This is a genomic window from Pseudomonas sp. NY15435 (assembly GCF_048068295.1).
Lineage (GTDB): Bacteria > Pseudomonadota > Gammaproteobacteria > Pseudomonadales > Pseudomonadaceae > Pseudomonas.
The window spans coordinates 37,310-58,715 of sequence record NZ_JBLUQA010000019.1 but is presented as its reverse complement, the minus strand read 5'-3'; the positions used below and the strand labels follow the sequence as shown (position 1 = coordinate 58,715).

The 21,406-nt window shown below is 66.0% G+C and carries 21 protein-coding genes; 7 read left to right on the top strand and 14 right to left on the bottom strand.

Annotated features, from left to right (window positions below):
• Positions 1-30: 30 nt before the first annotated feature.
• A complete protein-coding gene (locus ACNFH5_RS29120; RefSeq protein ID WP_416752182.1) occupies positions 31-1,614 on the bottom strand; it encodes an amidohydrolase in 1,584 nt (527 codons plus the stop codon).
• 158 nt (positions 1,615-1,772) lie between these two features.
• Between ACNFH5_RS29120 and ACNFH5_RS29115 the strand changes: the two genes are divergently transcribed.
• Positions 1,773-2,711, top strand: coding sequence for a LysR substrate-binding domain-containing protein (locus ACNFH5_RS29115; protein ID WP_416752180.1), 939 nt, complete (start codon positions 1,773-1,775; stop codon positions 2,709-2,711).
• A gap of 3 nt (positions 2,712-2,714) precedes the next feature.
• Here the strand turns inward: ACNFH5_RS29115 and ACNFH5_RS29110 are convergent, their stop codons facing one another.
• From ACNFH5_RS29110 to ACNFH5_RS29075, 8 genes are all read right to left on the bottom strand, one after another.
• On the bottom strand, positions 2,715-3,776 hold the full coding sequence (locus ACNFH5_RS29110; RefSeq protein WP_416752178.1) for an ornithine cyclodeaminase: 1,062 nt from the start codon (positions 3,774-3,776) through the stop codon (positions 2,715-2,717).
• Positions 3,777-4,071: 295 nt separating this feature from the next.
• The gene (locus ACNFH5_RS29105; RefSeq protein ID WP_416752176.1) at positions 4,072-4,554 is read right to left on the bottom strand and encodes an Lrp/AsnC family transcriptional regulator; all 483 of its coding nucleotides are present in this window, start codon (positions 4,552-4,554) and stop codon (positions 4,072-4,074) included.
• A 156-nt stretch (positions 4,555-4,710) separates the two neighbouring features.
• Complete coding sequence (locus ACNFH5_RS29100; RefSeq protein WP_416752174.1) at positions 4,711-6,054, bottom strand: APC family permease; 1,344 nt, start codon at positions 6,052-6,054, stop codon at positions 4,711-4,713.
• A 106-nt stretch (positions 6,055-6,160) separates the two neighbouring features.
• Positions 6,161-6,913, bottom strand: coding sequence for an N-formylglutamate amidohydrolase (locus ACNFH5_RS29095; protein ID WP_416752172.1), 753 nt, complete (start codon positions 6,911-6,913; stop codon positions 6,161-6,163).
• Complete coding sequence (locus ACNFH5_RS29090; RefSeq protein ID WP_416752170.1) at positions 6,888-8,228, bottom strand: glutamine synthetase; 1,341 nt, start codon at positions 8,226-8,228, stop codon at positions 6,888-6,890. The genes ACNFH5_RS29095 and ACNFH5_RS29090 overlap by 26 nt, the downstream gene beginning before the upstream one ends.
• Before the next feature lie 15 nt (positions 8,229-8,243).
• Positions 8,244-8,885, bottom strand: coding sequence for an isochorismatase family cysteine hydrolase (locus ACNFH5_RS29085; protein ID WP_416752168.1), 642 nt, complete (start codon positions 8,883-8,885; stop codon positions 8,244-8,246).
• 2 nt (positions 8,886-8,887) lie between these two features.
• On the bottom strand, positions 8,888-9,745 hold the full coding sequence (locus ACNFH5_RS29080) for a MurR/RpiR family transcriptional regulator (protein ID WP_416752166.1): 858 nt from the start codon (positions 9,743-9,745) through the stop codon (positions 8,888-8,890).
• Positions 9,746-10,139: 394 nt separating this feature from the next.
• A complete protein-coding gene (locus ACNFH5_RS29075) occupies positions 10,140-11,687 on the bottom strand; it encodes an MFS transporter (RefSeq protein ID WP_416752164.1) in 1,548 nt (515 codons plus the stop codon).
• 141 nt (positions 11,688-11,828) lie between these two features.
• Here ACNFH5_RS29075 and ACNFH5_RS29070 point away from each other — a divergent pair, with 141 nt between their 5' ends.
• Entirely contained in the window at positions 11,829-12,740 is a 912-nt protein-coding gene (locus ACNFH5_RS29070; RefSeq protein ID WP_416752162.1) for a LysR family transcriptional regulator, read from the top strand.
• 77 nt (positions 12,741-12,817) lie between these two features.
• Here ACNFH5_RS29070 and fabF read toward each other — a convergent pair whose 3' ends face one another.
• Positions 12,818-14,092, bottom strand: a complete 1,275-nt coding sequence (gene fabF / locus ACNFH5_RS29065) for a beta-ketoacyl-ACP synthase II (RefSeq protein ID WP_416752160.1) — start codon at positions 14,090-14,092, stop codon at positions 12,818-12,820.
• 107 nt (positions 14,093-14,199) lie between these two features.
• Between fabF and ACNFH5_RS29060 the strand changes: the two genes are divergently transcribed.
• On the top strand, positions 14,200-14,694 hold the full coding sequence (locus tag ACNFH5_RS29060; RefSeq protein WP_416752158.1) for a winged helix-turn-helix transcriptional regulator: 495 nt from the start codon (positions 14,200-14,202) through the stop codon (positions 14,692-14,694).
• 102 nt (positions 14,695-14,796) lie between these two features.
• On the opposite strand, the gene ACNFH5_RS29055 is transcribed toward ACNFH5_RS29060, so the two are convergent.
• Complete coding sequence (locus ACNFH5_RS29055; protein ID WP_416752156.1) at positions 14,797-15,150, bottom strand: VOC family protein; 354 nt, start codon at positions 15,148-15,150, stop codon at positions 14,797-14,799.
• Positions 15,151-15,292: 142 nt separating this feature from the next.
• Here ACNFH5_RS29055 and ACNFH5_RS29050 point away from each other — a divergent pair, with 142 nt between their 5' ends.
• The 3 genes from ACNFH5_RS29050 (at position 15,293) to ACNFH5_RS29040 (ending at position 17,080) form a co-directional block, all read left to right on the top strand.
• Positions 15,293-16,069, top strand: coding sequence for an AraC family transcriptional regulator (locus tag ACNFH5_RS29050; RefSeq protein ID WP_416752154.1), 777 nt, complete (start codon positions 15,293-15,295; stop codon positions 16,067-16,069).
• 80 nt (positions 16,070-16,149) lie between these two features.
• Complete coding sequence (locus tag ACNFH5_RS29045; protein ID WP_416752152.1) at positions 16,150-16,749, top strand: NAD(P)H-binding protein; 600 nt, start codon at positions 16,150-16,152, stop codon at positions 16,747-16,749.
• 4 nt (positions 16,750-16,753) lie between these two features.
• Positions 16,754-17,080 (top strand): hypothetical protein, encoded by a 327-nt coding sequence (locus ACNFH5_RS29040; RefSeq protein WP_416752240.1) that lies wholly within the window; start codon positions 16,754-16,756, stop codon positions 17,078-17,080.
• Between the two features lie 9 nt (positions 17,081-17,089).
• Here the strand turns inward: ACNFH5_RS29040 and ptrR are convergent, their stop codons facing one another.
• Positions 17,090-17,974: a putrescine utilization regulator PtrR gene (ptrR, locus tag ACNFH5_RS29035; RefSeq protein ID WP_416752151.1), complete on the bottom strand. Its 885-nt coding sequence runs from the start codon at positions 17,972-17,974 to the stop codon at positions 17,090-17,092.
• Between the two features lie 109 nt (positions 17,975-18,083).
• On the opposite strand from ptrR, the gene ACNFH5_RS29030 reads away from it, so the two are divergent.
• Complete coding sequence (locus ACNFH5_RS29030; protein ID WP_416752149.1) at positions 18,084-19,472, top strand: aldehyde dehydrogenase family protein; 1,389 nt, start codon at positions 18,084-18,086, stop codon at positions 19,470-19,472.
• Positions 19,473-19,530: 58 nt separating this feature from the next.
• Here the strand turns inward: ACNFH5_RS29030 and hemN are convergent, their stop codons facing one another.
• Both hemN and ACNFH5_RS29020 read right to left on the bottom strand, forming a co-directional pair.
• Complete coding sequence (gene hemN, locus ACNFH5_RS29025) at positions 19,531-20,928, bottom strand: oxygen-independent coproporphyrinogen III oxidase (protein WP_416752147.1); 1,398 nt, start codon at positions 20,926-20,928, stop codon at positions 19,531-19,533.
• 134 nt (positions 20,929-21,062) lie between these two features.
• Positions 21,063-21,326 (bottom strand): hypothetical protein, encoded by a 264-nt coding sequence (locus ACNFH5_RS29020; protein ID WP_416752145.1) that lies wholly within the window; start codon positions 21,324-21,326, stop codon positions 21,063-21,065.
• Positions 21,327-21,406 lie beyond the last annotated feature (80 nt).

Genomic DNA, 21,406 nt, shown 5'->3' with positions numbered 1-21,406 from the left:
GAGCAAGCTCGCTCCTACAAAAAGCCAGCGTCACTCGTCTTCCCGCGCCGGAATCCACCACTCCTCGCCGCGCACCGTGCGGATGTACTCCGGCCAGCGGAAGCGGTGCGGAACCTTGAAGTCCTTCGGCAGCAGCGGTGCCTGCCAGTGTTCGCCGCCAATGCCGCCGCCAGTGCGCTCATTGAACTCGCGGGTCGCCGCGGCCAGCAGATCGGCATCGGTGAACAGCTCGATCAAGGTGCTGCCGATGGTCTTCGACGCCACGTCGATCATCGGGTCGATGGTCTCGCGGATACCGCCCAGGGCGTTGGATACCCAGTCCGGGTAGGTGAAGCCGGCTGGCGCGCTGAGCATCGGCCGGGCCACGTAGAGGCGCACGGTCGGGCAGTGCCAGGTGTACTCGGGGTAGTCGTCGGAGGTCAGGTACTTCTGCCAGGCCGGCATCTGCAGGCGCATCTGCCGCTCGCATTCCTGGGGTTCGATCAGCGCCTGGGTGGCCGGCAGGAAGGGCTCATCCATCGCATCCAGCCCCAGATTGGCCTGGATTTCCCGCGCCACGGCGATGGCTTTTTCGCCCCAGGTCGGCGCGCCGATGGCGGCGAGGTTGTCGTAGCAGGCCTGCGCCAGCGCGTGGTTGGCCAGCCCGCCACGGGACTTGCAGACCCAGGTCTTCTTCCACTGGCAGCCGGTAGCCATGGCCGCGGCGGCGGCGTTGTTGTCCATCACCGTGGAAATGGTCTCGGCCTGCTCGATGGAGTCGCAGCGCAGCAGGTACTGGATCTGCGAGATGTGCGGCGGCAGATTGTCGGCAGTAGCCTGCCCGGCGGTGAGGATGGCTTCGTTGAAACTCCACAGCCCGGTGAACGGCAGTGTCGAGCGGCGAAGGCTTTCGTTCAGCGTGTAGAAGTGCACCAGCGCATCGTTGGCCCCTGGCGCGCGGGCGGCCAAATGGTTCTGCGGGATCGGGCTGTAGCGGTCGGCGGCGATCCAGTTCTGCGGGTCTTCGCAGGTGAAGGTGTAGATGTACGAGTAGGCGATGCCGCAGTGCGTGTCCCAGGTGGTGGTGTTGTTCAGCGGCAACATGTAGGTGGGGTGGAAGCTGACGGCGGCGTCGAGGTCGTCGTAGTAGCCCTTGGCGGCGTGCACGGGCTTGGAGGCCCGCAGCTTTTCCGCCGGCTCGCCGAAGAACTTGATCGTCCCCGCAATACCGAACTCCAGCATCGCCGCCTTGGCCGCCAGCACGCCGCCCAGGGCGCTGATGCCCAGCGCCGAATGGGGATCGGTATGGCCGGGCGCGTACTTCGACAGCCCCTCGCGCGGCATCGGTCTGGTCGCCGCCGCCTGGCAGTTGCCCGGCACCGCATCGTATTCGGCGTAAGTGGCGAGGATCGGCCCTTCGCCGTTGCTGAAGGTGGCGACGAAAGCGGTGGGCATGCCGCCGCTGCCCTCTTCCACCGTGAAGCCTTCGCGGCGCAGCAGTTCCACGTACCAGGCGCAGGACTTGTACTCGCGGAACGCCGGCTCGGCGAAATGCCAGATCACCTGGTGCCAGTCGGACAACTGCTGGCGGTGCTCGTCGATCCACTGCTGGACGTAGGCCTTGAATTTCGACATGACGGCTTCCTCATCGTTGCCTGTTGTTGTTGTCGTGTGGCCTAGTATTGGTGAAGCAAAATTTGCAACAAGCGCAGGATTTCGCCACCCCATGTCCGGTTAGTTTCACCAATACAATTTCACCAATAGAGTTTCACCAATCGAGAATTGGACCGCCCATGCACTTTCCTTCGATGACCGCCCTGCGCGCGCTGGATGCCGTGGCCCGGCTGGGCAGCGTGTCCGCCGCTGCCCAGGAGCTGAACCTCACCCGCAGCGCGGTCAGCCACCGCCTCGCCACGCTGGAGGAGCGTCTGGGCTTTGCCCTGACCGAGCGCACCGGGCGCGGCATTCGTCTGACCTATCGGGGAGAAAGGTATGCGCGCGACGTGCAGCGCATCCTCGCGGAGGTGCAGCTGGCCGGCAGCAGCTTCGACGAGCAGCAGGTCAGCGGGCCGCTGTGCGTGAGTTGCAACCCCGGCTTCGCTACCTACTGGCTGTGCCAGCACCTGGGGGATTTCCTCGCGCAGTACCCGCAGGTGCAATTGCACGTAGTGACGCCGCGCGTGCCGCAGGACACCAGCGCCAGCGATGCCGACCTGTTCATCGCCTACGGCAGCGGCGACTGGCCGAACCAGACAGTGGAGCAACTGGTGGCGCTGCACTTCTTCCCGGTCTGCAGCCCGCGCCTGATCCACTCGCGCGGTGGCTTGCAGCAACCGGCAGACCTGGCCCACTACACGCTGCTGCACATGAACGACTTCGCCGACTGGCGCCTGTGGTTGGGCGCCGTGGGCGCCAGCGCCATCGATCACCGCTCCGGCGTGCTGTTCGCCGACGCGCCCTGCACCATCGCCGCCTGCATCGCTGCCCAGGGCGTGGCCATCGGCGACAACCTGCTCAGCGGCGATGCCCTGGCCCGTGGCTTGCTGGTGCGCCCGTTCGACATCACCATCCAGTCCAGCCGGGGCTATTTCCTGGTGACTGACCCGGTGAAGGCCGAGCGCCCAGTGGTGAAGGCCTTCAGCCAGTGGCTCAAGGCCCGTGTCGCCGCCACCACGCAGAGCGCCAGCGACCTCAGCCGGCCGCCACTGGCGATTCCCGACGAGGCGCGCTGAACGTCAGGCGATGCGCCGCAGCCCTTTGCGCGCCTTGGCGGAACGGGTGTAGCGGAACAGGTCCTTGGGATCGTTGTCCTCGTCCTCGCTCCAGGGCACCAGGTCGATGCGCTCGCCGAGGCCCAGGCGGCTGGCCTGTTCGTTCACGTAGCGCAGCGCCGAGTAGTCCTCGAGGGCGAAGCCGACCGAGTCGAAGATGGTGACCTGTTCGGCGCTGTCACGCCCGGCAAGCTGGCCGGCCAGCACGCGCCACAGGTCGGTTACCGGGAAGTCCGCCGGCATCTGCTGGATTTCGCCCTCGACGCGCGACTGCGGTTCGTACTCGACGAACACCTTGCCGGCGCGCAGTACGTCGGCGTGCAGTTCGGTCTTGCCCGGGCAATCGCCGCCCACGCCGTTGATGTGCATGCCCGGCTCGATCATCTCCGGGGTAAGGATGGTCGCGTAGGCCTTGTCGGCGGTCACCGTGGTCACGATGTCGGCGCCGCGCACCGCTTCGGCGGTGGATCCGGCGCGGATGATCTTCAGGCTGGGGAACTCCGACAGGTTGCGGATCAGCTTTTCAGTGGCCTGCGGGTCGATGTCGTAGACAGCGATTTCCTCGATGCCCAGGTGGTGATGGAAGGCCAGCGCCTGGAACTCGCTCTGCGCGCCGTTGCCGATCAGCGCCATGCGTCGGGAGTTCGGTCGAGCCAGTGCGCGAGCGGCCATCAGCGACGTAGCGCAGGTACGCAGCGCGGTGGCCACGGTCAGCTCGGAGAGCAACACCGGATAGCCCGTCTCGACATCGGCCAGCACGCCGAAGGCCATCACGGTGAACAGGCCGCGCTGGGTGTTCTGCGGGTGGCCGTTGACGTACTTGAAGGCATAGCGGGCGGTGTCGGACACCGGCATCAGCTCGATGACACCGATCTCGGAATGGTTGGCGACGCGGGCGGATTTGTCGAAGGACTCCCAGCGCACGAAGTCCTGAGCGATGGCGTCGGCGAGTTCGCCGATGAAGCGGGCGACACCGATCTGCTGAACCAGTTGGGACATCGTGGGGACGTCGACGAAGCGGGTCATGGTGGGACCTCCGATTGTTGTGATTGGACTTTTCTATCGGTGTTTTCAAACTGCACCGCCCCCGAACAGCGGGCACAACAACGTCGCAGAGGCCCTGGAACAGGTCTGCACTTCAGGAGAGGGGCGTTACGATTTTCCCACCGCCCCCGCTGAAAACCCGGCTGTAATGCGGGTCTGTGCCGGCCGATCCGGCTGTATTGGGGAGTCCTGACAGCCGATTCGGCTGTGCACGGAGCGGTCGTCTGCGAGCCTGCAGCGTGGTCGGAAAAGGGACGGAAACGACGATGCCAACGCGCTAGCTGGCCGACTCCTTGATGGTCGTCAGCTCGGGGTGCGCGACCAGCTTGTCGATGTGCAGGCTCTCGTCGTTGAGCCAGGTTTCGGTCAGCGCGCGGTAGTGCTCCATGTCCCGGCAGCGCATGCGCACGCTGTAGTCGAAGGTGCCACTGATCAGTTGGCAGTGCAGCACTTCCGCGCAGGCGATGATGCGGGCTTCGAAGGCCTTCTGCGCGCTGCGGCCACTCTGGTTGGACAGAGCGACCAACACCAGCAACGAGAGCCCGGCGGAAATCTTCTGCTCGTCGATGAGCGCGCCGTAGCCACGGATGATGCCGTGTCGCTCCAGCTTGCGGACGCGCTCCTGGCACGGACGCGGGGTGAGATGGACCAGGGCGGAGAGCTTGCCGTAGGTGATGCGCCCCTGGTGACGGAGGATGCGGATGATCTCCTCGTCGATGCGGTCCAGGGTGAAGGGGCTGTCCTGATCGTTCCTGCTCATGATGCTTCGCGATGATTCGTCAGTCATGCCGGCTTCCCTGCCCCGGCGAAAGCAGTCGGTGGAAACACTGTCCGCCACCGACCCGGATCTTTATGGGGCACACCCCGCCTTCTGTCAAAGCGCGCCGTGCCGTCTGCGACAGCACGGCGCACCCCATCAGATTTCCCTCGCCAGCTCGCTGCCGTTGCCGCGCCGGCTCAGTACCGCGAGGTATACCAGGCCGATGGCGATCCAGCCCGCGCCCAGTTCCTGCGCCTCGCGGCTCATGCTGAACAGCACATAGGCGATGATCACCAGGCCGATCAGCGGGAACACCAGGTGACGCAGCACCTGGCCACTCTTCTGGCGGATGAAGTAGTGATTGATCACCGCCAGGTGCAGCAGGCAAAAGCCGGTCAGCGCGCCGAAGTTGACCAGCGAGGTGAGCACGTCGGGCGAGTCGAGGAAGTAGATACCGATGCCCAGCGACAGCACGCCGACCAGATACAGGCTGATGTGCGGGGTCTGGTATTTCGGATGCACCTTGGCCAGTACGCGCGGCAGCTTGCCGTCGCGGGCCATGGAGTACAGCAGGCGCGAAACGGCGGCCTGCGAGGTGATCGACACGGTCACGCCCCAGGCCAGCGCGGTAGACACCGCCGTCAGCGTGGAGAGCCAACTGCCGCCAGCCGCTTCGGCGATCTCGTAGAAGGCGGTGTCCGCCGACTTGAAGGTCATACCCGCGGCAAGGTCAGTGGCCAGCCAGGTCTGCACGATGAAGATGGCGCCCATGACGAACAGCGCGATCAGCGAGGCGCGGCCGATCTGCTTGGCCGGGTCGCCCTTGACCTCCTCCGCAAGGGTGGAGATCGCATCGAAGCCGAGGAACGACAACACCGCGATGGACACCGCCTTCATCACCAGGCCGAGGTTGAAGTGATCCGGTTGCAGCAGCGGTTCCAGGGTGAGGCGGCCATTACCGAGCCCGCCATCCAACGCGTGGTAACCCACCGCCAGGAAGATCGCCAGCACCGCCAGCTCGGCAATCAGGAACAGCAGATTGAAGCGCGCCGCCAGGGTGATGCCACGCAGGTTGATGAGCGTGGCGGACACCAGGAAGATCAGCATGAACACAAGCTTGGGGATTGCCGGGAACAGGTGATTCAGCGCCAGCGCGCTGAACACGTAGAGCAGCGGCGGGATCAGCAGGTAGTCCAGCAGCAGGACCCAACCGGCGATGAAACCGACGTTGGGATGGATGCCGCGCTGGGCATAGGAGTACACCGAGCCGGCGATGGGAAACGCGCGGGACATTGCGCCGTAACTCAGCGCAGTGAAGAGCATCGCCACCATGCCCACCAGGTAGGCCATCGGCACCATGCCGTGGGCGTCGGCGTGAACCCAGCCGTACACGCCGAAGGGAGCGATCGGGATCATGAAGATCATCCCGTAGATCACCAGGTCGCCGAGCGTCAGGCTGCGGCGCAGTTGTTGCTTGTATCCGAACTGTTCGATAGCCACGGGGCACTTCCTCTGGGAACGGCAGCTTTTAGAGTTCGGCGCTCATGCGCTGAATTGTTGTTGTCTCCTGCCCGGCCACTTCAGCACACCGGTCGGGCTTGGGTCCTCAGAGCCAGGGAGCCAGGCGTTCTGCCCAGGCTTCCACCCCTTGCGGGGTCCGCAGTCCGTCATTGCGGATTTCGATCAGCACGGCGTCCACGCCGCGTTCGTCGCCATGCACCGGGACGGTCATGTCCTCCAGCGGGTCGATCACATAGGGCTGGTTGGCGCCGATCTCCTCCCCGCTCTCCCGCAGCCCCGCCACCATGCGCTGGGCATAGGCCTCGGCCTTGGCATAGAGCACTCCGGCAACCCACGGGCGCATCTCGCCGCGATAGCTCGGAGTGAAGCTGTGTACGCCGACCAGCCGGGTTGGCCGGGCGGCAGCCAGGCGTTCGTCGAGCAGCGCGGCCAGTTGCCGGTGGAAGGGTTCGAACAGGCTCGCCACCCTCTCCTGCCGGGCTGCCGCGCTCAGGTTGCGGTTGCCGGGGATCGGGTAGATCTCGCTGTGCTCGGGAATCGCATCCGGGGCCGACAGCGGGCGGTTGAGGTCGATCAGCAGGCGCGAGTAGTTGGCCACCAGCAACGTGGCGTCCAGGCGCGCCGACAGTTCGCGGGCCAGGTCCAGCGCACCGATGTCCCAGGCGATGTGTTCGGCCGCTGCCGCATCGTCCAGGCCCAGCTGCGCCAGCTCCTCGGGGATGTAGCGGCTGGCATGCTCGCAGACCAGCAGCACCGGGCTCCTGCCCTGCGGGTTGACGATCTCGAACGGCGGGCGCCGGTACAGACCGGCCTCAGTAGAACTTTGCGTAGGATTCACAGAGTTGCTCTTCGCTGAGTTCACGGGTCAGGGCCTGCTCCTGGCGCTTCATGGAGACATAGGTCTGCAGTAGCGCCGGCGGTAGCTGGGCGCACAGTTCGGTATCAGCCAGCAGCAGGCGCTGGGCCTCCTCCAGCGAACCGGGCAGGGACTTGATGCCAAGTTCCTCGCGCTGCGCATTGCTGAGGCTGTGCGGGTCGACATCGGTGACCGCCGACAGCGGCAGTTCCTGCTGCATGCCCAGCCGCCCGGCGATCAACACGGCGGCCATGGCCAGGTGCGGGCTGGCGGTGGCGTCCATCGGGCGGAATTCCAGGTTGAACTGGCGCGCCTTGGGTTTGCCGCCGATCTCCACCACCGGGCAGATGCGCAGCGCCGCTTCGCGGTTGCGCAGGCCCAGGCAGGCGTAGGCGGCGCTCCAGTGGTGCGGCTTCAGCCGCAGGTAGGAAACCGCCGTCGGCGCGGTGAGCGCACACAGCGCCGGCAGATGGCGCAGCACGCCAGCGGCCCAGTGCTCGGCGAGTGTCGACAGGTTGGTTGACGTGGCCTCGTCATAGAACACCGGGGTGCCATCCCGCCGTTGCAGGCTCAGGTGCAGGTGCACGCCGTTGGTCACGGCGCCGGGTGCCAGCAGCGGCGTGAAGCTGCTGCGCCAGCCGAACTGCCGTGCGATCTCGCGGGTGACTTCACGGACATTCACCGCACGGTCGGCAGCGGCAACGCCCTGGGTCGGCCGGCAGGTGACTTCGTACTGGTCGCGCCCGTATTCGGGCAGGAACATTTCCGGCTCGGCGCCGATCTGCTCCAGCGCGCTCATCAGCCAGCCGCCGAAGTTGCCGGTCTGCCGCTGCGCCTGCAGGGAGAAGGCGGCGGCGTGCTCGTCCGGCAGGCCGAGCAGGTTGAATTCGTGTTCGAAGGCGGCGGTGACCTGCAGGTCCAGCTCGCGGTAGCGGGCGATCTCCTCGCGCAGCAGCGTGCGCGGGCAAACCGGCCAGGGCGCACCGGTGGTGGTCACCAGGTCGCCGTGCAGGTAATCCAGCGGCGCGGCCTGGGAGTCGGGGCCGTTTTCCAGGCGCACCCGGCTGCTCGGGTCGGGCAGCAGGCGCAGGTCGCCGTGGCTGCCCCAGGGGTTGTCGTCGGCGATGATGTCCTGGGGCGTCAGCGCGCTGTTGGCGGGCACCCAGCCGCAGCCGGTGGCCAGTTGCTCGGCGACGTCCGACTCGGGAAGCGAGCGGCCGCGGGTGATGCCGCAGAGGTCGGTGGTGACGAAGCTGGTCAGGCGCATCGGAGCGGCATTGTTATTGTTCTGACTCATGGCGTTCTCCCGGCCTCAGGCCAGCGCGGCGATGCGGGCCAGCACCGTGTCGGTGTCGGCGATCCAGCAGTAGCCCTTGATCGCTTCCAGGCAGGCCTGGTGGCGTTCGGCGGTGTGGGTGGCGCAGGCGTCTTCCACCAGGGTGACGAGGTAGCCCCGGTCGGCGGCGTCGCGCACGGCCATGTCCACGCACTGGTCGGTGACCACGCCGCAGATGATCAGGTGGCGGGTGTTCAGGTTGCGCAGCACGTAGTCGATGGCGGTGGAGTTGAAGACCCCCGAGGAAGTCTTCGGCAGCACGATCTCGTTCTCGCGCGGTTCCAGCTCGTAGATCACTTGGGCATCCGGGCTGCCCTTGGGCAGGTGCATGTCGGAGAGCTTGTGGTCAAGCGAGCGATCACGGCCGTCAGCGGTGAGGCTCTCGATGATGGTGTGCAGCACCTCGCCGCCGACCTCGCGCATCGCCGCCAGCAGGCGTTGCTGGTTGGGTATCACGCTCGACTCGACGCGCTCGTAGAAGTAGCGGTGGGCTAACGGGTCGATGTGGGCATCGCGGCCGGGAATGACCCAGGCGTTCTGCATATCGACGAACAGGATGGCAGTCTGGCCGGGGGTGAACGGAAGGTCGCGGGGCGATTGATGCGGCAGGGTGAGCACAGTCATTCCTCGAGGATGTGGCTGCCGAAGGCAGCTCTCAGGTGGTCGATGCCTTCCAGGCGTTCGTCGAGCTGGCCATCCATGCGCGCTACCAGGCTGGCGATCAGCGCCTCGACCTGGGCCATGGTCGGCACCAGGGTGTCGAAGGGCGACGGGGACTCCACCGGGGCGCTGATGATCAGGTCGGCGAACTCGCGCAGCGGCGAGTCGTAGATGTCGGTGAACAGCACCACGCGTGCGCCACGGGCCTTGGCCGCGCGGGCCACGCCCAGTGCCTGGGCCTGGTAGCGGCGGTAGTCGAACACCACCACCAGCGTCTGACGGTCGATGTCGCCCAACTGGTCGGGCAGCGCGGCGCCGTCGTCCAGCAGCAGGCAGCCGCTGCGCAGCATGCGCAGGTGCGCCACCAGGTAGCCGGCGACGAAGCGGCTGAAACGACCGCCGTGGCAGAGCACGCGCAGCTTGGGGTCGAGCAGCCAGTCGCCAAGCAGGCGCACGTCGTCGGCCTGGGTCAGCGCCAGGGTGCGCTGGATGCCTTCGCTGGCGTCGCTCAGGTAGTTGGACCAGACGTCATCGCGACTCATGCCTTCGCGGCGCCCGGCAAGCAGGGTACGCGGCGAGCGCAGGCGGTCGTCCACCTCGGCCAACAGTGCGTTCTGGAAGTCGCTGTAGCCGCTGAAACCGAGCTTCTTCACCAGCCGCAGGATGCTGGGATCGCTGACCCCGGCCTGGCGCGCGAGGCGCGACATCGGCCCGAGGCCGGCGCGCGGGTAGTCATCGAGCAAGGCACGCAGGACTTTGCGCTCGGCCTTGGTGAGCTCGACTTCCGGGGTGTTCAGGCGATCTTTGAGTGTGAGCATGGGGCGCCTCTTGTTGTGGCTAATTTGTATAATGCGCTCCATAAACTTTCAATATGTATTTTTTGTAGTATTCACTACAACTCACAGGCACACGAATTCAACCTGGCGACGTAGACGTCCGCCTGCGCTTTTTCAGTGAAGAGACTCGACTTGCTGGCAGGCGCGTCGAACGGCGCCGGCAATCAGGCTGAATGAGCGAAGAGGGAAAAGCCGGCGCTGGAATGCACTACGGCTCGCATGCGCTTTTCCCCCCTTGGCCACGTATGACCCGTTCTGCTCTGGATGACGGCTATGAGGCGCGCAACGCGCACTCCTCCTGATTCCTGACCCGGCCGGGCAAGCGACAGTTCCGGCAACCACCACCGCCCCGCAGGGCAGCGGACAAACGGCCGTTTCAGGCCGGCACCGGCTCGTGGACCGGCATCGGCCTGCCGAGCAGCGTGCCCACCAACACGGCGAACACCAGGGCCGCGACGCCCGCCACCAGCAACACCCCTTCGAAACCACCGATGAAGGCTTGCCGAACAGCGGGCGCCAGCGCATCCCGCAACCCTGGATCGGCCAGCGACAGCGCCGCCGTGAAGTCACCCGCCGCTGCGCGGGTTGCCATCTCGGCGGCCTTGTCCAGTTGCGCAGGTGCAAGCTCTGCCAGCGCACCACGCAGCAATCGGGCACTGCGCGCAGCCAGCACACCGCCGAGAATGCCGATGGCCAGCACGATGGCGGCGAAGCGCGTGGTGGTGCTCAGCCCCGAGGCCATACCGGTGCGCTCACGAGGTACGCAGGCCATGATGTTCTTCTGCGTGTCGCCGTTGAGCAGCCCGGCGCCGGCGCCCAGTACCAGGCTGGCGAGGGCAAAGGCCGGGTAACCGCCCTGCCCGGCCGCCAGCGCGCAAAGCAGGTTGCCCACGCCGACGAGCACCAGCCCCAGGGCGAAAACCCTGGCTGGACTGAATCGCCCGCTCAGACGCAAACCCACCCGTGGCGCCAGCAACATCGCCAGGGCAAACGGCAGCATCCCCGCGCCCGCTGCAACCGCCGACAGCTGCAAACCGTTCTGCAGGTAGAGCGGCAGCAGCGTCATCATCACCTGGGCACAGGCGGCGTAGGCGAACATGCCGAGCAAGGCGCCGATGAAACGGCCACTGCGCATCAACCGCAGATCGATCATCGGCCGCGCCTGGCTGCGCTCCACCAGCACGAACAAACCCAGCAGGCCAGCGCTGACCAGCAGCCGCCCGAGGGTCTGCGGGCTGTCCCAACCGACGCGGTTACCATCGATGAGCGCCCAGATCAGGTAGCCAAGGCCGCCGGCGAAGGTCAGGCTGCCTAGCGGGTCGAGTCGTGCCGAAGCACTGTCGCGGGACTCCTCGATGCTGCGCAGCGCCATCGCTCCCAGCAACACCACCAGGGGCAGGTTGAGGTAGAAGATCCAGCGCCACCCCAGCGTGGCGGAAATCACCCCGCCCAGCAGCGGTGCGAAGGTGATGGTGGCACCCATGCACGCACCCCAGAAAGCCCAGGCGCGCAGACGCTCCTCGGGCTCATGGAAGCGATGGCCGATGGCGGCGAGCGCGGAAGTCAGCAACAGCGCGGCGCCAACGCCCTTGGCGGCACGGGCGATATCAAGGAACAGCAGGCTCGGCGCCGCACCGCACGCCAGCGAGGCCGCACCGAACAGCAGCAGCCCGAGCAGCAGCATGCGCCGCCGGCCGAAACGGTCGGCCAGGCTGCCGGCGGGCAGCAGGCAGGCGGCGAAAGCCAGCAGGTAGGCGCTGACCACCCACTCGATATCAGTGAAGGAACCGGACAGGTCGCGAGCGATGCTCGGCAGCGAAACGGCGACGATGTTGGTATCGAGGATGATCAGCGCACACACCGCCGAGGCGGTCAGCAGGGTGAAACGGGCGGAAGGTCGTTCGCAAACGGCAGAGTCGGACATGGCAAGGCTTCCAGCGCTGGCCGACGCACCGGGTTTTGCCCTCGCCGCGCCAGCCTTGTAGTGTTGCCTCCACGGTAACGCCCGCGTGCGCCGGGCTTGTTAGCCACGGCGGCCTTCGTCATTAGCCTGCGACTAACGAACATGGAAATCCGTCATTTCCGCTACTTTCTCAGCGTCGCCCACCACGGCCACTTCACCCGCGCGGCCGAGCAGCTGGGCATCGCGCCGCCGACCCTGAGCCGGCAGATCCAGGACATGGAGAAGGAACTCGGCGTACTGCTGTTCCAGCGCACCCAACGCGAGGTGCGTCTGACCGCTGCCGGCGAAGCCCTGCTGACGGAAGCCGAACTCGCGGTGCGCCAGTTCGACGCCGCGCAACTGGGCGCGCAGCGCGCCGGCCGGGGCGAAACCGGGCATCTGCGTCTGGGCTACGTGGCCTCGGCGGCCTATTCCGGCGTGCTGCAGCAGCATGTCGAGCAGTTCACCCGCGCCCTGCCGGCGGTGGACCTGGACATCAGCGAAGCACCCATGGCGCAACTGCCGGCGCAGGTGCGCGACGGCGCGCTCGACCTCGCCTACGTACGCTCGCCAATGAACCTGCCGGAGGAGCTGGAAGCCATCGCGCTGCAGGAGGAAGGCTTCGTTCTCGCCCTCCCCGCCGCCTCGCGCCTCAACGAACTGCCGGAGATTCGCGCCGCCAGGCTGAGCGGGGAAACCTTCATCCTTCCAGAGCAGATCTCCGGCACGCTGGAAGTCGCCAGCGCCGGCGGCTTTTCCCCGAACCTGGGCCAGCAGCCGGGCAGCCTCGTCGCGGTGATCGCCCTGGTGTCCCTGGGCCGTGGCATTGCGATCGTTCCGGAATCGGTGGTCCGCCGGGTACAGCTGCCGCAGGTGAACTACCGTCCGCTCGCCGACTGCAGGCCGCGATCCTGGCTGTCACTGCTGCACCGGCGCTTCGAGAAATCACCGGTGGTGCGACGCTACATAGAACAGGTCAAGGGGCAGTCCGCCGACCACACCGCCAGCTCTCAGCCTTCCGGGTCGATGAAGTAGCACCAAAGTCAGCTGGGGAGCTCGAGGATCAAGGCGGCCAACAGCAGTGATCTGCTTGCTGTTCGGCCGCCCAGGAATCACTCGTTCGACCAGCGGCGGAACAGCACACTGGCATTGACGCCGCCAAATCCAAAGCCATTGGAGAGTGCGTAGTCGGTATGCAGCGTTTGTGGGCTGGTGGTTGCCAGGCGAAGCCCTGCAGCCAATGGGTCAGGGGTATGCAGGTTGAGCGTCGCCGGTGCCAATTGGTCCCGCAGCGCCAGCACGGTGAAAATCGCCTCGATCCCACCCGCCGCTCCCAGCAAATGCCCCGTGGAAGACTTGGTGGCACTGATGATCGGCGACGCTGCCCCCTGGAAGACCGCTTTGATGGCCGCCAGCTCGGCCTTGTCGCCAACCGGAGTCGAGGTTGCATGGGCATTCAGGTGGCCTATCTGGCCTGGTGCTACGCCGGCCTGTTGCAGGGCTTTTCTCATTGCCCGCTGAGCCCCATCGCCGTCCTCGGGGCCGGAGGTGATGTGGTAGGCATCGGCACTCGTGCCATAACCCACTAGCTCGGCCAAGGGTTTGGCCCCGCGCGCCAAGGCGTGCTCAAGCTCTTCGATGACCAGCAGGCCGGCCCCCTCACTCATCACGAAGCCGTCGCGCGCCTCATCGAAGGGGCGCGAGGCCGTCTCCGGACTTTCATTGAAATCGCTGGCCAAGGTCCGCGCAGCCGCAAAACCGGCCAGGCTGACGCGATGGATGGCCGCCTCCGCCCCGCCACACAGCGCCACATCCACCTCACCGGCCAGGATCATGCGGGCTGCATCGCCGATGGCTTGGACGCCTGCCGCGCAGGCAGTGACCGGCGCCCCCAACGGCCCCTTCAGAGCATGGCGAATGGAAACCTGGCCGGCTGCCAGGTTGCTCAGAAACGAGGGAATAGTGAACGGCGACAGGCGACGCGGCCCCTTGCTGTCGGTCGTCCGCACCGCATCGGCGATCGCCGGGAAACCACCGATACCCGACGCGATGATGGTTGCGGTGCGCTCCTGGTCCTGCGCTGTGGCGGGCTTCCATCCCGCTTGCGCCAGCGCCTCCTCCGCCGCCGCCAGCGCAAAGAGGATGAAGCGATCCACCTTGCGCTGATCCTTAGCGGACAGCACCAGGTCCGGGTCGAACCCGCCCTCCGAATCCTCTTCAGGAGTCGGCACCTGGCCACCGATTCGCACCGAAAGGTCACCGATCAGCGACTCCGGAAGCTGGCGAATGCCCGACCTGCCCGCCAACAGGCGCTCCCATACCAGCTCCACGCCACAACCCAGCGGTGTAACGGCGCCCATTCCTGTCACAACGATACGTTTGCTCATCGAGGCCACTCCTTCGCGGCTGCTACCCTGTTGTACTGATGACGTCACTATCATAATGAAAGTAACATCCAATACGACAATCCCGACCACGAGCGCGAAGAATCGCCATGCAACGCAAGACAATGAAAGATGCAGAGTGCCCTGTGGCGCTCAGTCTCGAACACGTGGGCGAGTGGTGGAGCCTGCTGATCATGCGCGATGCCCTGCACGGCTTGACGCGCTTCGATGAATTCTCCAGAAGCCTGGAGATCGCACCGAACATGCTTACCCGCCGGCTCAATGCATTGGTGGAGGCGGGATTACTGGAAAAGCGCGCCTACAACACAAGGCCCTTGCGCTACGAGTACATCCCGACGGAGTGCGGGCGGGACCTGAAGGCCGTGCTCTTCGCACTCATCGCCTGGGGCAACAAGCACTTTGCCGAGGAAGCACCCAGCGTCCAGGTAGTGGAAAAGGCAACAGGCGAGGTGTTGCAACCCATGATGGTCAATCCCGAATCGGGGCAGATCGTGCCATGGGAAGACTGCGCACTGAGCCATGGGCCCGGCGCCAGCCAAGGCATGCAGGAACGACTCCGGCATATCCGCAACGACTGGAAATGAGACGGGCAGACAGGCGCTGGCGCCCCGGAGGCCGAGGCTGCCCCGGCTTAGCCTTGGGTCTTCGGCTGCCCCGCAGATACGGCGGTATCTCGCGCAGACGACTCAGTCCGCCGACCACACCGCCAGCTCATAGCCATCCGGGTCGATGAAGTGAAAGCGCCGGCCGCCGGGGAAGGCGAAAGTTGCGCGACTGAGGGTCGCGCCGGCGGCTTGCACGCGGGCCTGGGTCTGTTCCAGGTCGTCGGCATAGAGGATCACCAGCGGGCCACCGGGACGCACCGGCTCGCCGGTGGTGAAGCCGCCAGTGAGGCGGCCGTCGCTGAATTCAGTGTAAGTGGGGCCGTAGTCGGTGAAGGTCCAGCCGAAAGCACTGCCGTAGAAGGCTTTACTGCGCGCGATATCGTTGACGTTGAACTCGATGTTGTCGATCTGACGGTCGTTTCCTCGGGTACCCATAGTCGCCTCCTGGCAAGTCATGTCGGCCTGATCCTACGGCAAATTGTCCACACAAAGCCTTCCGTATAGGTCAGCGGCATCGCTGTTGGCCATTTCGGGATGATTGAAGAATAATCATCGCGACTCAGCCAGATTCGCCGCCATGCTCAACATCCCCCTCGCCAGCGTCGATGATGTCGACCGAGACGTCCTCGCCATCGGCACCGACTATCCGCTCGGCACGCTGCTCAAGCCCCACGCCCATCGCCGCGCGCAGTTCCTCTATGGCATGAGCGGGCTGATGGAGGTGGAGACCGAAGACGGCGCCTGGGTGATTCCGCCTTATAGCGGTGTGTGGATTCCCGCCGGCAAGCAGCATCGCGTACTGATGCGCGGCGTGAGCACGCGCAGCCTTTACATCGACCCGCGCGTGCCGGTGCGTGACACCCTGCTGTGCCAGGCGCTGACCGTCTCGCCATTGCTGCATCACCTGCTGCTGGCCAGCGTCGAGGTGCCGGCGCTGCACGACGAAAGCGGCCGCGACGGCGACCTGATCCGCCTGCTGCTCCACGAACTGCGCCAGGCCCCCAGCCTGCCGCTGTTCGCGCCGCTGCCGGCGCACCCGCAGTTGGCGGAGCTCTGCCGGAACTTCCTGCGAGCGCCGGATATCGGTGTCATTGCGGACCATTGGGCCGCCGACCTGCATTGCAGCACCCGCACCTTCAGTCGGCTGTTCCGCCAGCAGACCGGCCTGTCCTTCGGCGCCTGGCGCCAGCAGGCCTGCCTGCTCGCCGCCGTCACCCGTCTCGCAGCAGGCAACCCGGTCACCCGCGTGGCGCTGGAGTTGGGCTACGACAGCCCGAGCGCTTTTACCAGCATGTTCCGCCGCAGCCTGGGCGTGGTGCCCAGCTCCTACCAGGCAACGACGATTAGCCCGTAACGCCATTGGCGCAATTGGACGGAACCCTTGCCCGCCACCTCCTTCGATATGCATAGGTCGCATCCGTCGAAGGAGTCCACATGCACAACCTGGAAACCCCGACCCTGAAGCTTGGGCTGTTCAACCCCACGGGCAGCTTCAGCCAGGCGCTGATCGCCGGCGCCCTGCAGCGTCAGCACGAGGTAACCGTGCTGCTCGACGACCTCAACCGCCTGCGCGCCCGCCCCGGCCTGCGCTGCAAGCTGGGTAGCCTGGAGTCATCAGTTGTGGTCAGCGAAGCCGTAGCGGGGCTGGCTGCCGTATTCGCCTTCCTCGACGACCAGCCCGCAGAGGCCCTCCCGGCGCAGTGCGGCGCGCTGATCGACGGATGCTTGCGCGCGGAAGTACCGCGCTTGCTGCTGGTCGGCCACTGGAGCTGGCTGGTGGAACCCGCCGATGCGCAGCAGGAACAGCTCGGCGCCGGTCTGGCCCGCAGCCTGGAGGTAAGCGGCCTGGACTGGACGCTGGTGGAAGCCCCGCCAATGCCCGGAGGCCTACGCATAGACGACTTCAGCCGTGCCGGCGGCGATTCCTCCCAGGACTCCGCCCTGGCGCTCTCCTACGCCGAGGCGCTGCTGGACGAGATGCGGCTGGGCCTGCACAGCGGCCAGTGCCTGCGCCTGCGCAGCGGCGAGGGCTAAGATGATGTCCGGGCCCGATGCACTCAGCCAGTTCCTCGGCGTCCTGCTCCTGGCGCTGGTCTTCAGTGCATTCATCCTGTTCGTGCGCGGCTACCGCCCGGCCGGCGTCAGCGGCCTCTGGTACGACCTGGTGCTGTTCTTCGTCGGCCTCTGGCTGGCGCTTTGGCCGGAACTGGGCAACTACCTGCAGTCCATGAGCGTCGCCAGCGCCATGGGTCTGCTGGCGGAGCTGCTTGCCACGCTGATGGGCGGGATTCTCGGCGCAGGAGTGGCCTACGCGCTACGTCGAAAAATGCGCGAGAGCCGCAAGGACGGACCTCAAAAGCGCTGATCAGGCAACTCAGCCCCCGGCCATATCCAGCGCCGCCGCCTGCTCCTCCACCAACTGACGGAACAGCTCCAGCGAGCGCGAACGTGAATCGCTGCGCCAGATCAGCCAGGTGTTCAGCCGGGCAAAGTCGCCAACCATCGGCCAGGCACTGACCGAGGCGCTGCCGGGCATGTTGCTCAGCATGCTGCGCGGCATCACCGCCAGGCCACCGCCGGCGCTCACACAAGCGAGCATGCTGTGGTAGGACTCCAGCTCGCGGATCGCGCCGGGCGCCGCGCCGTCGGCGGCGAACCAGCGCTCGAAGTGATGGCGGTAGGAGCAGTTGTCGCGGAACACGTAGATCATCTCGCCGTCCGCATCGCTCCCACGATGAATAGCGGCGTGATGCGAGGGCGCAACTACCAGCATTTCCTCATCGAACACCGGCACGCCGTCCAATGCCGGGTGCTTGATCGGCCCGTCGACGAAGGCGGCGATCAACTCGCCAGCGATTACCCCATCGATCATGTCGCCCGAAGGCCCGGTGGAGAGGTCCAGCTCCACCTTCGGATACTGCTGGTGGTAGCGCGCCAGCAGGCGCGGGATGCGCACCGCCGCCGTACTCTCCAGCGAGCCGATGGGGAAGCGGCCGGTGGGCTCCTTACCGGACACTACTACCCGCGCCTCTTCCACCAGGCCCAGGATGCGCGAGGCATAGACAAGGAAGTCGTGCCCGGCCAGGGACAGGCGCAGGCGGTTGTTCTCGCGGATGAACAGGTCGGCGCCAAGGTCCGCCTCCAGTTGCTTGATCCGCGTGGTCAGGTTGGAGGGCACACGGTGCATGGCCTGGGCGGCCGCGGCGATGCTCTTGTGGGCCGCCACGGCGCAGAAGATTTCCAGCTGGACCAGGTCCATTTCATTCTCCATACGAGAGCGTAATCATCATTATTATTCAGTTTTCATAAGCATGATTCAACGCGAAACTGGCGTCACTCCCCTTCCACCCACCTTCCAGGAGCGAGCCATGAGCATTTCCCCGCAGACCCACGCGATCTCCCGCAACCCCGCCACTGGCGAGGTGATCGCCAGCTACGCCTTCGAATCCGTCGAGGCGCTGGAGCAATCCCTGGCCCGCGCGGCCCAGGGCTACGCCACCTGGAAGCGCACCCCGCTGGAACAGCGCGCTGCGGCCCTGGTGCGCCTCGGCCAAGCCCTGCGCGCCAATGCCGATGTGCTCGCCGCCAGCATCACCGCCGAGATGGGTAAACCCATCACCCAGGCCCGTGGCGAAGTGGAGAAGTGCGCCGGCCTGTGCGACTGGTACGCAGCCAACGGCCCGCAGATGCTCGCCCCGGAGCCGACCAGCGTTGAGCATGAGCGCGCCTGGATCGAGTACCGCCCGCTGGGCCCGATCCTCGCGGTGATGCCGTGGAACTTCCCGATCTGGCAGGTGCTGCGCGGGGCGGTGCCGGCGCTGCTGGCGGGCAATACCTATGTGCTCAAGCACGCGCCCAACGTCATGGGCAGTGCCTACCTGATGCAGCAGGCGTTCCAGCAGGCGGACTTCCCGGCCGGCACCTTCGAGGTGATCAACGTCGGCAATGACCTGGTGTCCCAGGCCATCCGCGATGACCGCATCGCCGCGGTGACCGTTACCGGCAGCGTGCGCGCCGGCTCCGCCATCGGCTCCCAGGCGGGTGCTGCGCTGAAGAAGTGCGTGCTGGAACTGGGCGGCTCGGACGCCTTCATCGTGCTCGCCGACGCCGACCTCGAGGTGGCCGTGAAGGCCGCCGTCGCCGGGCGCTTCCAGAACTCCGGACAGGTCTGCGCCGCGGCCAAGCGCTTCATCATCGAGGACAGCATCGCCGACGTTTTCACCGAACGCTTCGTCGCGGCAACCCGCGAACTGGCGATGGGCGACCCGACCCAGGCGCAGACCTACATCGGCCCCATGGCTCGCTTCGACCTACGCGACGAACTGGATGACCAGGTGCAGCGCACCCTGGCTGAAGGCGCCACCCTGCTGCTTGGCGGCGGCAAGGCCGACGGTGCGGGCAACTTCTACCAGCCGACCGTGCTGGCCGATGTCACCCCGGACATGACCTCGTTCCGCGAGGAGCTGTTCGGCCCGGTGGCTTCCATCATCCGCGCCAAGGATGCCCGCCACGCGTTGGAGCTGGCCAACGACAGTGACTTCGGCCTGACCGCCACGGTGTTCACCGCGGATCTCGCCCGCGCCCGGCAGATGACCGCCGAGCTGGATGTCGGTGGCGTGTTCATCAATGGCTACAGCGCCAGCGATCCCCGCGTCGGCTTCGGTGGTGTGAAGAAGAGCGGCTTCGGTCGCGAACTGTCGCACTTCGGCGTGCGCGAGTTCTGCAACGCACAGACCGTCTGGGTCGACCGCCGCTAAGCGGTGAAAACACAACGGCCAGCCTCGATGGCGGGCCGTTGTGCATTCGGCAGCCGCGTCAGATGGTCCGCGAAAAGCGCTCCTGCTGCCCGCCACCCAGGTAGGCATCGAAGGCCATGGCCACGCTGCGCATCATCAACTGGCCCTGGGGCAGCAGCACCAGCGCGTCGTCATGCAGCTCGATCAGGCCGTCGCCGACCTGCTCCCGCAACTGCTGCAGCGAATCCTCGAAGTACTCGCCGAAACGAATGCCGTGGCGCTCTTCCAGTGGGGCGTAATCCACTCGGCCATGGCACATCAGCGCGCTGATCACGTCGCGGCGCAGGCGGTCGTCTTCGGTCAGGCGATAGCCCTTGTGCACCGGCAACAGGCCTTCATTGATCCGCGCGTAGTACTGCGAGAGCTCCTTCACGTTCTGCCCGTAGGTATCGCCGACCTTGCTGATGGACGACACGCCCAGGGCGATCAGGTCGCAATCGGCATGGGTCGAGTAACCCTGGAAGTTGCGCTGCAGAGTGCCGTTGCTGCGGGCCACGGTGAGCTCGTCATCCGGCAGGGCGAAGTGGTCCATGCCGATGTAGACGTAGCCCGCCTCGGTCAGGCGCTGGATGGTCAGTTCCAGCAATTCGAGCTTGCGCTCCGGTGGCGGCATGTCTTCACGACGGATCAGCCGCTGCGCGCGTACCCGTTCGGGCAGGTGGGCGTAGCTGTAGGCGGCGATGCGGTCGGGGCGCAGGGCGATGATCTTGGATAGCGTGGTATCGAAGCTCGCCACGGTCTGCAGCGGCAGGCCGTAGATCAGGTCTACCGAGACCGACTTGAACTTCGCCTCGCGGGCCGCCTGCACCAGGTCGAAAACCTGCTGCTCGCTCTGCACGCGGTTGACCGCTTGCTGCACCTGCTCGTCGAAATCCTGCACGCCGAAGCTCAGCCGGTTGAAGCCCTGGGCGCGCAGTTCAGCAATGCGCTCGCGGCTGATGGTGCGCGGGTCGACTTCGATTGAGAACTCATGGGCATCGCTCTCATCCAGGTTGAAGTGCTGGCGCAGGCTGTCCATCACCTCGCCCAGCTGCTCGCTGGTGAGGTAAGTCGGCGTGCCACCGCCCAGGTGCAGCTGGGTGAGCTTGCGAGTGCCGTCGAACAGCACCGCCTGCATGGCGATTTCACGCTTGAGGTAATCCAGATACTCCACGGCGCGGTGGGTCTTCTGGGTGATGATCTTGTTGCAGGCGCAGTAGTAGCAGAGGCTCTTGCAGAACGGGATGTGGATGTACACCGACAGCGGCTTGGCCGCGCTCCCGTTGCCAGGGTGGTTGCTGCGCTGGGCGGCCGCGCGATAGTCGTCGGCGGCGAAGGCAGCATGGAACTGCGGCGCGGTGGGATAGGAGGTATAGCGCGGGCCGGGACGGTCGTACTTCTCCACCAGCGCGCGGTTGAAATTCATCGATTCGGGCATGACACGGGCTCCTGAGGCGCTGGCAGTCTGTCGCTGCGAGTCGCCGCCGCACGATACACCGCCCAGGCTACGCGCCTCCTGCGCGGGATCAAGAAGTTACATCGTGTTCCCGGCGCTCGGCAGCTCCCGGCGCGTCAGGATCCGTCCCGACGGATTGTCGAGATGAAGCTCGTGGGAATCGACATCAGCAGGATGTAGGCCGATACCGTCAGCATCAGGCCGCCGCTGCCCAGCAACAGGTAGCGGCGCTCCTTCACCACGGTCATGTCCAGTCCACCGGAGAAGAGAATCCAGCCAAGCCCCGCCAGGGCCACGGTGAACAGGATGGCAATCAGGTAACTGGCGACTACGATCAGGAACCAGAGTGGGCTCCAGCGCCGGCGCGACGGCTTTTCCATGGTGTCGGGCCTCCCAGCCCCACTGCAAACACTCGCAAACCTGCGCAGTGTGCTGGCCAATGGCCTCACTGGCAATGCGA